This is a genomic window from Planococcus sp. ANT_H30, assembly GCF_008369335.1.
GTDB lineage: Bacteria > Bacillota > Bacilli > Bacillales_A > Planococcaceae > Planococcus > Planococcus kocurii.
Window position 1 is genome coordinate 77,866 of the sequence record NZ_VOBJ01000011.1, and the last position, 11,201, is coordinate 89,066.

General features: G+C 41.9%; 11 protein-coding genes and 1 riboswitch. All 11 genes read right to left on the bottom strand.

Going from position 1 to position 11,201, the window contains the following annotated elements; genetic code table 11:
• Positions 1–6: 6 nt before the first annotated feature.
• Positions 7–1,428, bottom strand: coding sequence for an amidophosphoribosyltransferase (purF, locus tag FQ085_RS16555; protein ID WP_058386057.1), 1,422 nt, complete (start codon positions 1,426–1,428; stop codon positions 7–9).
• On the bottom strand, positions 1,404–3,629 hold the full coding sequence (gene purL / locus FQ085_RS16560) for a phosphoribosylformylglycinamidine synthase subunit PurL (protein ID WP_149457185.1): 2,226 nt from the start codon (positions 3,627–3,629) through the stop codon (positions 1,404–1,406). The genes purF and purL overlap by 25 nt, the downstream gene beginning before the upstream one ends.
• A complete protein-coding gene (gene purQ / locus FQ085_RS16565; protein ID WP_049695147.1) occupies positions 3,613–4,296 on the bottom strand; it encodes a phosphoribosylformylglycinamidine synthase subunit PurQ in 684 nt (227 codons plus the stop codon). The genes purL and purQ overlap by 17 nt, the downstream gene beginning before the upstream one ends.
• Entirely contained in the window at positions 4,293–4,547 is a 255-nt protein-coding gene (purS, locus tag FQ085_RS16570) for a phosphoribosylformylglycinamidine synthase subunit PurS (RefSeq protein ID WP_058386059.1), read from the bottom strand. The genes purQ and purS overlap by 4 nt, the downstream gene beginning before the upstream one ends.
• The gene (gene purC, locus FQ085_RS16575; protein ID WP_058386060.1) at positions 4,544–5,260 is read right to left on the bottom strand and encodes a phosphoribosylaminoimidazolesuccinocarboxamide synthase; all 717 of its coding nucleotides are present in this window, start codon (positions 5,258–5,260) and stop codon (positions 4,544–4,546) included. The genes purS and purC overlap by 4 nt, the downstream gene beginning before the upstream one ends.
• A 16-nt stretch (positions 5,261–5,276) precedes the next feature.
• Positions 5,277–6,572 carry an adenylosuccinate lyase gene (gene purB / locus FQ085_RS16580; RefSeq protein WP_058386061.1) on the bottom strand — a complete coding sequence of 432 codons (1,296 nt, stop codon included), beginning with the start codon at positions 6,570–6,572 and terminating at the stop codon, positions 5,277–5,279.
• A 16-nt stretch (positions 6,573–6,588) separates the two neighbouring features.
• Positions 6,589–7,713, bottom strand: coding sequence for a 5-(carboxyamino)imidazole ribonucleotide synthase (gene purK / locus FQ085_RS16585; protein ID WP_149457186.1), 1,125 nt, complete (start codon positions 7,711–7,713; stop codon positions 6,589–6,591).
• Entirely contained in the window at positions 7,710–8,198 is a 489-nt protein-coding gene (gene purE, locus FQ085_RS16590; protein ID WP_078080209.1) for a 5-(carboxyamino)imidazole ribonucleotide mutase, read from the bottom strand. Before purE ends, purK begins: the two co-directional genes overlap by 4 nt.
• A 138-nt stretch (positions 8,199–8,336) precedes the next feature.
• Positions 8,337–8,437: riboswitch (purine riboswitch) on the bottom strand.
• Between the two features lie 88 nt (positions 8,438–8,525).
• Positions 8,526–8,711: an NETI motif-containing protein gene (locus FQ085_RS16595; protein WP_058386064.1), complete on the bottom strand. Its 186-nt coding sequence runs from the start codon at positions 8,709–8,711 to the stop codon at positions 8,526–8,528.
• The gene (locus tag FQ085_RS16600) at positions 8,708–9,229 is read right to left on the bottom strand and encodes a DUF2179 domain-containing protein (RefSeq protein ID WP_058386945.1); all 522 of its coding nucleotides are present in this window, start codon (positions 9,227–9,229) and stop codon (positions 8,708–8,710) included. The genes FQ085_RS16595 and FQ085_RS16600 overlap by 4 nt, the downstream gene beginning before the upstream one ends.
• Before the next feature lie 1,508 nt (positions 9,230–10,737).
• The gene (locus FQ085_RS16605; protein WP_486352011.1) at positions 10,738–11,112 is read right to left on the bottom strand and encodes an IS30 family transposase; all 375 of its coding nucleotides are present in this window, start codon (positions 11,110–11,112) and stop codon (positions 10,738–10,740) included.
• Positions 11,113–11,201: the final 89 nt, after the last annotated feature.

Genomic DNA, 11,201 nt, shown 5'->3' on the forward strand with positions numbered 1-11,201 from the left:
TCCCCCTTATTTCACTTTTTCTTTTTCGTGCGGCAATACGGTATCTGGATAAATATTGGTTGGGTATTCTCCTGTAAAGCAAGCTAAACAATGCCCACATTTTGATCCAGGATCTGTGCGTCCAATATTTTGAACCATGCCGTCAACCGATAAGAATGTTAACGAATCTGCACCAATAATTTCTCGCATTTCTTCTATTGTATTGTTAGCCGCGATTAATTCGCCTGCTGTGCTAATGTCAATGCCATAAAAGCATGGATTTTTGATTGGAGGTGAACTAATGACCACATGTACTTCTGTCGCACCTGCTTCTTTTAGTAAGTTGACAATGCGTCGTGACGTTGTACCACGAACAATTGAATCGTCCACCATAATCACACGTTTGCCTTTCACAACTTGACGCACTGGCGAAAGTTTCATCTTCACGCCTTGTTCGCGCAAATCTTGTGAAGGTTGGATAAACGTACGTCCGACATAACGGTTTTTAATCATGCCGAGCTCATATGGTATGCCGCTTTGTTCCGAGTAGCCAATTGCAGCTGAAATACTAGAATCCGGAACACCTGTGACAACGTCCGCTTCAATTTGTACTTCTTTTGCTAATTGAACGCCTAAACGTTTTCTTGCTGCGTGAACGTTGATACCATCGATATCCGAGTCTGGACGAGAAAAGTAAACATATTCCATCGTACAAATCGAACGCTCTTCTGGATAAGCAAAGCGTTCTGCACGCATGCCGTCTTTCGTAATGATTAAAAATTCGCCCGGCTCAACTGATCGAACAAATTCTGCTCCCACAATATCAAACGCACACGTTTCAGAAGCCGTTACCCACGCATCCCCCAATTTACCAAGAGACAACGGACGTAAGCCATTTGGATCCAACGCAATATACATCGCTTCTTCAGTCAAAATTACACAAGCAAAAGCGCCTTTTAATAAAGACAACGCATTTTTCGCTTTCTCTTCAAACGTCGCATAGCCGCTTCGTTTAATTAAATGTGCCAACACTTCTGTATCTGAAGTTGTTTGGAAAATACTGCCCTGACGTTCTAGGTGTCCTTTTAACTGCGTGGCATTGACTAAATTTCCGTTATGTGAAATCGCCAAACTACCAGTAGTTGAGTTAAAGAGCAGAGGCTGGACATTTTCAATGCCGCTGCCTCCTGCTGTTGCATAGCGAACATGGCCAATTGCGGCATGTCCTGCTATTTTCTCTATTTTTTCAGGCGTAAACACTTCACTGACCATGCCTTCACCTTTTAATGGGAGAAGAGCTTCTCCATCAGTTGAAACAATTCCAGCACCTTCTTGACCGCGGTGTTGTAAAGCGTGCAATCCGTAATACGTCAATTGCGTCGCATTCGGATGTCCCCATATTCCAAAGACACCACATTCTTCATTTAAGCTTCTGATTTCAGCAAGCATGGGATAGCTCCTTTCCAAGCTGAGCGAAGCGTTGCGACGGATTCGTCGATCCAAGTCGTACCGTCTTCACCGTTGATTACAAATTTGTCTCCCGTGACTTGGCCGACTTTCTTAGCATCTGATACGACTTTCTCGAACTGTTCTGCGTTTTCTGGGCTAACTGTTACCACAAAGCGTGATTGCGATTCACTGAACAAAGCAGTTGTTGCAGATCCAGACAACGTGACTTCCATGCCTAATCCGTTACCAAAGGTTTTTTCAGCTAATGCAACAGCCACGCCACCTTCAGCAACGTCATGTGCAGATGCAACGAGTCCTTGTTGAATCGCCGATAAAATTTCTTGTTGGCGCTGTGCTTCGACTGTTAAATCGATCGCTGGTGCTTTACCGAAAATACGTCCCTCGACCATCTTCTGTAATTCACTTCCGCCAAATTCTGTAAAGCTTTCACCAATCAAGTAAACAAAGTCGCCTTGTGTTTTAACGTCTTGCGTTGTTACATGTGCAAGGTCTTCAACAAGCCCGACCATACCGATTGTTGGTGTTGGATAAATAGCCGTACCGTTTGTTTCATTGTATAACGAGACGTTTCCGCCGATAACTGGAGAATCTAAGATGGTACATGCTTCAGACATACCGTCTGCTGCTTTTTCTAACTGCCAGAAGATTTCTGGTTTTTCAGGGTTACCGAAGTTTAAGCAATCCGTGATAGCAAGTGGTTTCGCACCTGATACGACAACATTACGTGCTGCTTCCGCTACCGCAATTTTACCGCCCACTTCTGGATCTAAGTAAATATAGCGTGAGTTACAGTCTGTCGTCATGGCTAAGCCTTTGTTTGTTCCGCGGACACGGACAACTGCAGCGTCTGATCCTGGGCTTACTACTGTGCTTGTGCGCACTTGGTGATCGTATTGATCATAAACCCATTCTTTAGATGCGATTGTTGGTTGTTTTAATAGAGCCGTTAAGGTTTCATTGAAATCCGTTACTTTTGGCTCTACGTTGTCCATTTGTTGGAACTCTGTAAAGTACGCAGGTACAGCTGAAGGCTTATGGTAAACCGGCGCATCTTCTGCAAGTGCGTCAACAGGAACTTCTGCAACAATTTCACCTTTATGTTTTAAACGTAATGTCGAATCATCTGTTACCGTACCGACTGTCACGGCATCTAAGCCGTATTTCTCGAACAACTCAACGATTTCAGGCTCACGACCAGCTTTAACCACGATTAACATCCGTTCTTGTGATTCAGAAAGCATCATTTCGTATGCTGTCATCCCTGTTTCACGTTGTGGAATGTGATCCAGGTCCATTTCGATTCCTGATCCTGCTTTAGAAGCCATTTCCGCTGAAGAAGAAGTCAGTCCAGCAGCACCCATATCTTGAATCCCGATTAACGCATCTGACTTGATTAGTTCTAAACAAGCTTCAAGCAACAGTTTCTCCATAAACGGGTCACCCACTTGTACTGCAGGACGGTTTTTATCAGAGCCATCCGTTAATTCTTCAGAAGCAAAAGTGGCTCCGTGAATGCCGTCGCGTCCTGTTTTAGCGCCAACGTACATGACCGGGTTACCTGTACCTTTGGCAATTCCTTTTTGAATATCTTCATGATTAATCAATCCGACACACATCGCGTTCACTAATGGATTGCCATCGTAACATTCATCAAATTGAATTTCTCCGCCCACTGTTGGAATTCCGATACAGTTTCCGTATCCGGCAATTCCCGCAACAACTTCTTCAAACAAGTATTTCACGCGGGGTGTTGTTAATTCACCAAAGCGTAATGAGTTCAGCAACGCAATTGGACGTGCGCCCATTGAAAAGACATCACGAATAATGCCGCCAACTCCAGTAGCCGCTCCTTGATAAGGTTCAATAGCTGACGGGTGGTTATGCGATTCCATTTTGAAAACGACCGCTTGTCCGTCACCGATGTCGACAATCCCAGCACCTTCACCAGGTCCTTGAAGAACACGTTCACCTTTAGTCGGGAATTTCGCAAGAACGGGTTTCGAGTTTTTATACGAACAATGCTCAGACCACATAACTGAAAACAAACCTGTTTCCGTATAGTTTGGCAATCTTCCTAAAATCTTTTCAACCATTTCAAATTCCGCGTCCGATAAGCCCATTTGTTGATATACTTTTTGTTCTTTTATTTGAGCAGCATTTGGTTCAAGCATGACTGACATGTGATTCCCTCCACTGTTTAACGATTGATCTAAATAAAGCCAAGCCATCTTTGCCGCCGATTAACTCTGATACTGCACGTTCAGGATGCGGCATCATGCCTAGCACGTTTCCGCGTTCGTTAATGATTCCTGCAATGTTGTTTCGACTGCCGTTAAAATCATCTGCATACGTAAAGACGATCTGATTGTTTTCTTTAAGGTGATTGTATGTCGCATCATCGCAATAATAATTGCCTTCTCCGTGAGCGATTGGAATTTGGATTTCTTCACCTTGTTCGTATTCATTTGTGAACAAGGTATTGTTGTTTTCTACTTTCAATCCAACAGTACGGCACATAAACTTCAAGTTTTTGTTACGTAAAAGAACGCCTGGCAAAAGACCCGCTTCCGTTAAGATTTGGAAACCATTACAGATTCCAAGAACCGGCTTGCCTGCTTCAGCCGCTTTTCTTACTTCATCCATGACTCCAGAGAATTGAGCGATCGCGCCGCAACGCAAGTAATCGCCGTATGAAAATCCGCCTGGTAGTAAAATCCCGTCATAGCTGCTCAAATCTTTTGAGTCATGCCATACGTACTCTGCTTCTTCACCTAATTCATCTTTGACCGCATGGTACATGTCCAAATCACAATTCGAACCTGGGAAAACAATTACTGCGAATTTCATTGCGAGACAACCTCCTCAATTTCATAACGGTAATCTTCAATTACAGTGTTTGCTAAAAGTCGATGACATAATTCATTTACTAAAGAATCTACATTGCGTTCGCTGTCTTCAATAACCAATTCTAGGTATTTGCCAATTCGTACATCTGCCACTTCATCATAGCCCATTTTATGAAGAGAGCCCATAACTGCAGAACCTTGCGGGTCCAATACACTTTCACGTAATGTTACGTATACTTTTACTTTTTTCATGAGTGTTGTCCTCCTAGACGAGTTAAAATGAGTTCGTACGCTTCTGTCAAATTCCCAAGATTGCGGCGGAATACGTCTTTATCAAGCTTTTGTTTTGTTTTCATATCCCAAAGCCGGCAAGTGTCCGGCGAAATTTCATCTGCCAATAAAATTTGACCATTTTTGTCACGGCCAAATTCAATTTTAAAATCAACAAGATCTACGCCAATTTCTTTAAAAAAGCCGATTAACACTTCATTAATTTCGCGTGCCTTTTGCTTGAGCACTGCCACTTCCTCTGCAGTTGCCAGCTTTAGCATATCAACATGATCATCTGTAATTAGTGGATCGCCCAATTCATCATCTTTCAAATAGAACTCCACAACCGGACGGCTAATGGCCACGCCTTCTTCAATGCCAAGACGTTTGGCCATGCTGCCCGCTGTGATGTTCCGGACCACTACTTCCAATGGAATGATGCTTACACTTTGCACCAATTGTTCGTGATCAGACAATTGCTTAACGAAATGAGACGCAATGCCTGCTTCCTGCAATTTTGTGAAAATCAGTGACGTGATTTTATTGTTCAAAATGCCTTTCCCGGTAATTTCTTCTTTTTTCTCACCGTTGAAAGCCGTTGCTGAATCTTTATATTCCACCCACAAAATTCCCTGTTCATCCGTTGCATACAGGCGTTTTGCTTTTCCTTCGTACAATAGCTGACCTTTTTCCATTTTCAGAAGCCCCCGTTTAGTTTAATCCAAGTCGGTTGAAAATCATGTCTACTTGTTGCAAGTGGTGATTGTAATCAAAGCAATCATCCAATTCTTCTTTAGATAGCTTAGCTGTAATCGTGTCATTTGCTTCCACAATTTTGCGGAAATGCGTTTGGTTTTCCCAAGCTTCCATCGCACATGGCTGAACGGTATCGTAAGCTGCCTCGCGAGCCATCCCTTTATCGATCAATGCCAACAACACACGCTGTGAATAAATCAAACCTAACGTTGAATCCATATTGCGTTTCATGTTCTCAGGGAACACTGTTAAGTTTTTCACGATATTACCGAAACGATTTAACATGTAGTTAAGCGCAATCGTTGCATCTGGTAAAATCACACGTTCTGCTGATGAATGCGAAATGTCGCGTTCGTGCCATAAAGATACGTTTTCGTAAGCTGTTAGCATGTAGCCACGGATTAAACGTGCAAGGCCCGTCATGTTTTCAGAACCGATTGGGTTACGTTTATGTGGCATTGCAGAAGAACCTTTTTGGCCTTTTGCAAAAAACTCTTCTACTTCGCGTGTTTCCGATTTTTGCAATCCGCGAATTTCTGTCGCAAATTTCTCAACAGATGAACCAATCAATGCGAGTACACTTAAATACTGTGCGTGACGATCGCGTTGCAATGTTTGTGTGGAAATAGGTGATGCTGCAAGACCTAACTCTTTGCAGACATATGCTTCAACAAATGGATCAATATTAGCGTACGTTCCAACTGCACCAGACATTTTGCCTGTTTCAATTGAAGCTGCTGCCGCTTCGAAACGTTCTAAGTTACGTTTCATTTCTTCGTGCCATAATGCAAGTTTCAAACCGAAAGTTGTTGGTTCTGCATGCACACCATGTGTACGACCCATCATGACCGTCATTTTATGTTCTTTTGCTTTATTCGCAAGAATTTCGATAAAGTTTGTTAAGTCTTTACGGATAATGACGTTTGCTTGTTTTAACAAGTAAGACAATGCGGTATCAACAACGTCTGTTGAAGTTAAGCCGTAATGAACCCATTTGCGTTCTTCGCCAAGCGTTTCGGATACTGCTCTTGTGAAAGCAACTACATCATGACGTGTTTCTTCTTCAATTTCTAAAATACGGTCTACTGAAAAAGAAGCGTCCTTACGAATTTTGGCTACGTCTTCTTTCGGAATATCTCCGATTTCTGCCCAAGCTTCACATGCTAAAATTTCAACTTCTAGCCATGCATTGTATTTGTTTTCTTCTGTCCAAATTGCGCCCATTTCGGGTCTTGTGTAACGTGCGATCATAAATTAGTTCCTCCAATTATTCTGGCCAAATGCCAGATCTATCTATTTCACCTAAAGTTGCCTCTAAGTCTTCCGTTAATATCGTAACATGTCCCATCTTCCGTTTCTGCTTTGCTTCGTCTTTTCCGTACAAATGAATCGACCAATTTGGAAATTGTGCTATTTTTGAAGCAAGTGGCGCGACATGCTCACCTAACACGTTGACCATTACTGCTTGAGACCAAAGGATTGGCTGTCTTAGTGGCCAGCCACAAATGGCACGGATATGTTGATGGAACTGCGATATGTTTGTCGCTTCGATTGAATAATGACCTGAATTATGAGGACGTGGCGCCAATTCATTGACGATAATGCCACCGTCTTCTAACACGAACATTTCAACGGCTAATGTGCCTACCATATTGAGATGAGTCGCAATTTTCTCAGCTGCTTTTTTCGCCTCATCCATTGTCTTTTTATCGATTCTTGCTGGAACAATCGTCTCATGTAAAATATGGTCTTTATGAATATTTTCACCAATCGGCAAAATAGCTGTTTCACCGTGTACGTTGCGTTGAATAATAACGGAAATTTCTTTTGTGAATTCTACAAAAGCTTCAGCAACACATTCGCCATTTGTGAATAATCTTTTGGCTAAAGAAAGTTCTTCTATAGAAGAAACAGTTTGTTGCCCCTTGCCGTCATACCCACCTCGTGCTGTTTTCACAACGAATGGAAATGACAATTGACTACTTTTTTCTTTTAACTTTTCAAACGTAGAAGCTGTAACATAATCTGCCACGACAACACCAGCTTCAGAAATCGCTTGTTTTTCAACAATTCGATTTTGTGTCACACGAATCAATTCAGATCCTTGCGGCACATAAGCGATTTCTGCTAATTTTGATAGCCCGTCTACATCTATATTTTCAAACTCATAAGTAATGACGTCACTCACTTCAGCTAACTCTTCTAACGCATGCTGATCATTAAACGGTGCAACGATTTGTATATCCGCAACTTGACCTGTTGGTGAATCCATAGCTGGATCGAGAACAGCAATTTTAAATCCTGCTTCTTTTGCAGCAAGCGCCATCATGCGTCCTAATTGACCGCCGCCGATAATGCCAATCGTTTGTCCAGGTAATATGGTTTTTGTCATACCAAATCCCCCGAACTTTCTAGAACTGCTGCTGTGATGCGATCTCTTCTTTCCTGCAATGCTTGTGCTGCCTGCTCATCTACCGTCCCCAGTATTTGCGCTGCTAGTAACCCAGCATTTACAGCTCCAGCTTTGCCGATAGCGACAGTCGCCACTGGAACTCCGCCAGGCATCTGAACGATTGATAATAAGGAATCTAAGCCGTTTAACGCTTTTGATTGAACAGGTACACCGATAACCGGTAAAGTTGTTTTGGCTGCTACCATACCTGGCAAATGAGCAGCACCGCCTGCCCCTGCAATAATCACGTGCAATCCACGTTCACGTGCTTGTTCTGCATAGCTGAACATTAAATCCGGTGTCCGGTGCGCTGAAACCACTTTCTTTTCGTAGCTTAATCCCAGTTCATCTAATACATCACACGCATGCTTCATTGTTTCCCAATCACTCGTACTTCCCATAATGACGCCAATTCGCGGATTCATCGATTGCACTCTCCTTTTAAAAAATAAAAAGTCCTTAAGTAAACTGCTCACATTACGTGAAAAGCAGTTTACTTAAGGACTGTAAATGATACGAATTTTAAATGATGGCATAAAGAAGCACATCCTTCGCTTTACGACCAATAAGTTGCTTTCCCGCATAGTCCGGACATTTACGGTGTCCTGGTAGAGACGCAGAAGCCAATTCTTCTGCATATATGGGGTATCCTCACTTATCATAACAAGACGACGAAACTACGTCAATGATAAAGTCGAACAATAAGTTATACAATTATTTAATCGTTCGTCTTTATAAGGTCTGACTTATCTTTATTCTAGTTTATCTCCTTTAAACTTGACGATTTGCCTAATAGGTACTGGTTGGCCATTTACTTCCTGAAACAGAGGCTCCTCTTTTCGTCCAACTGCTGCGTAGCCTTCCGCTTTCATCCGATCCAGACATTCCGAAATAGATTCATGTTCTTCAACTTCAAACCACACTGTATTCTTACTCATTTAAATAAGTTACCCCTTTTCACTGACTTTACCCAAAATCCGCCATGAATTGTTTTAGGTTCATACGCAATAATAAAAGCTTTTGGATCAAGCTCTTGAATCGCTTTGTATAGCTTTAGTTCCATTTTTCGCGGAGTTAAAATTTGCATCGATTGCCGATCCCCGTCACGCCCATTGGTATTCCAATCCGTGACACCGTAGCCTTTTTCGCGAAGTTGCTTAGGCAAATACTCTCCGGCTTCACTCGTAATAACGTTTACCGTAATATAACCAAGAGCCATTTTTTCCTCGATTTTAGAACCGATAACAACCCCTGATCCGTAACCTAATGCATAAGCAACCAGGTTTTGAATTTGATCAAGATTATCAAGAACCAATCCAAGTCCTACTATGTATATAACAACCTCTACCATACTAACGGCTGCTGCTAAATAGCGATAGCCTTTTAACGTCATAATCATTCGCAATGTGAAAAAAGTTACATACACAATATTGATTGAAAAAATTATTAGCACCATAATCCATGGGTTTATATCCAATCTTTACACCCCTCTGATTTTCATTAACAATTAATTTTCATACTATGTTAAAAATCTTAAGAATGCAAGAGAGAAAAGCCTTGTGTATTAAGTGTTTGTCTAATGCTTCATATTTTTCTACTCCAAACGCTAGCACGTCAAATTGTCTATAGCGAGTAACTATCAATTGGCTCTTTGTAGAGATAGTAGAATTTTTATAAAATTGGTTAGGTAACGTGGCGATAGTCGGTACTAATAGTGTGTCTTCGAACTAACTACTAACTTTATTCTAAAAAATCCTTGAAAGTCAATTTCTAAAGCAACTCTAAAGAGTTTGATTTCCAGATTTAGTTGCTCGACGTCGTTTAAATAAACTAACAGGTAAACAATCACTTTGATTTCGATTTGCCGACGTTAGACCTAACTCTTTATATGCGATACCCAAGCAGCAATTATTTGGTAAGCTTTACTACCTGTACAACACAAAATAACAATGCACAGAAACATGACAAGTTACTATAGATAGATACACTAGCGTATATTGTTTCCAAATTCACTCCAAAAATTTCTCATAGAAGAACAGATCTCCGAACTTATCAGGTACTAAGATACTGCACAAAAACTTCCTACGGACAAATAAGATGAAGTACTTGGTGACGCAGTTTCGGAAATGGTGGAACTTCCGCAGGAATAGTACTCAACGCTTTCCAAAAAGAAAAAAGCATTAAATAATCAACTAATGAACCAGGATTTTTCTATGATTATAAACAAATACAATCGCCCAGCACAACGTGTGTTCAAAATTCTTAACTCGCTCCTTTTAGTGCATTTCACTCCCCTTATCGCAGGGAAAAATTGTCTTTCATAGGTGCTTTATCACAGTGAAAGGCTCGGCATTAAGCTCCATGTAAGCTACGTGCCGTATCGCTTGGTAGAAACACCGGTCTGGTACACGATGGACCGATTAGCGAAAATTTATCTACTACTCGGCTTATCCCGTTTCAAGATCCCATCTACTTCAACAGCAAACAAAATTTCGTTATCCAGACGAAAGAGAATGTCGTCTTATCGACCGCCTGCTGGAAAAAAATTCATTGTCACACGTGACTTTACTTACCCGCTAAGCACGTCACAATCGCGCTCACTGAATCGGCATCGTATCTTCTTTTTCACTGGCCTTGAAGAACATGAAATCCGGGTTGTCACCAGTCTGTGACGTTTCGGTCAAAGCAATCGCTACCATGTGTAAAACGCGCTGGGGCCATCTAATCCTTTTCTCCTAAATCAAACAACACTTCTATGTACTAAAGCTTCTCAGTCAAACGTATAAGACACAAGCATCTAGCTGTTTGAGATACCGATTATGTGTCTTTGTGAAGTTCTATTCGTAAATTGTCAATTCAAGTCGAACATGGCAAGAAATTCATGAATACCTCAAAGAACCTATTGTAATTCAATATTTACCGGGGAACCTGGTGGAATACCAGTAGAAAGTCCAAGGTCTCTTTTTAGGTCATGCGGCTGAAGTCGGTTCCTTTTGGATACGTACGCCGAATACGACCGTTACTGTTCTCATTCGTGCCACGCTGACCAGGAACACTCGGATTCGAGAAGTAAAACGGGATCTCCAACGCTATCTCCACTTCGATCCAGCCGTGAAATTCCGTGCCTCGGTCGGCGGTAATGGATTTCACCACTTTTTTTGGCAGGTTTTTCAACACACAAATGATGGCCTGTGCGGTTTCACTTGCCGTTTTCGCAACTAACTTATAGCTCCTCTCAAAACGGGTGGTACGTTCCGTCAATGTGAGAATCCGGCTCTTGTGCGACTTGCCGATGACGCTATCGATTTCCCAATGTCCCACTTGGCTTCGAGGCGCCAAACGTGCATGGATTTTTTTCAGACAAGGCAGCTTGCCTCGTGTTTCACCTCGTTATTCTTTAACTTTTTTGCGGATCAGTAGCTTTTGGG